This window comes from Cupriavidus sp. 01L46 (assembly GCF_056399905.1).
Window position 1 is genome coordinate 1 of the sequence record NZ_JBFTSF010000632.1, and the last position, 1,026, is coordinate 1,026.

Annotated in this window: 1 protein-coding gene; it reads left to right on the top strand. The window is 58.1% G+C overall.

The genetic code is table 11. The features are described 5' to 3' along the window. Positions 1-261: 261 nt before the first annotated feature. On the top strand, positions 262-1,026 hold a 765-nt coding region (locus tag AC1DS3_RS38985), incomplete at its 3' end, for a T6SS immunity protein Tli4 family protein (RefSeq protein ID WP_477129408.1).

A 1,026-nucleotide genomic window follows, 5' to 3' on the forward strand; every position in this document is an offset into this window, starting at 1 on the left:
GCATCAGCACACTGGCGGCAGACCGTTGGCGACAAGCTTCATTTTGAAGGGGGCTGGCGAGAACGGAGATGGCACGGTACCAATCCGATCCGGTGCCGCCCCAGGCCGAAGAGTCAGGGCTTGTGTGCCATATCCGGGCGTCGATCACGAAGGTGCGTACAAGAACAGGCCCCAACAGCTTTTTGCCCTTTGGGCGATCACCAAGATTGCCTGCGGGGTTGCGAAGACCTCGATGGCCTACAAGTCATGAAAAGAGCAGCCATGGCGGCCATCGCGTGTTTCGCGCTGTGCCTGACAGCCTGCAATCCGCCCAAACCATTGACGCAAGAGGAGAGAAGTACAGTGAACGAACTAACAGCCAACCTCGGCCCACGCTGCGTGGGACGCTACCTGATTGACATGCCGGCYGATGTYTTTGTGTTTGGAARCATCACGGTRGACCRGGTTCCTCTTGAGGCGACGGCRATGCCGGARGATCAGTTTCAGCGGGAGGTCGCCTCGCGCGAGGCGGAGTTGAAAGGCACCAGRAGTGCCGATGCTTACCCGTTCCTGTATGCAAGCGGTGAGGTGTCGGGTGCAGCTACAAGATATTTCATTCATCGGGGCGATGTTCTTGCTCATCCAGCCAGCCGGGTCATCGAAGCTTACAAGTGGGACCGGGGCTTTCAGATCAAGATGAGAACGGAGGGGTGGGATTACACCAACCCGGATCGAACCAACGACTCGCTTGTCGAGCTAATCACTCCCAAGAATATCGTTCCKRMACTGCTYGCCCGCGTATTCGACCTRCTGAAACGCGTGCGTGGCCGTCCGGAAAGCGATATTCCGTCCGAACCCGGGGCGTGTTTTTTTGGCGGGTTCCTGCCGGGCAAGGCAGGTGCCACGGAAAACCTTTGGACCCAATTCGTGCTGCATGACAAGATCGACGTGAGTGTCGGCCTGGAGACGAATTCCGATATTCGAGAGCAAACCACGCTGCTGCAACGCGGCGACAGCATCAACGCGGCGCTCAAGGAAAGCGAGGGC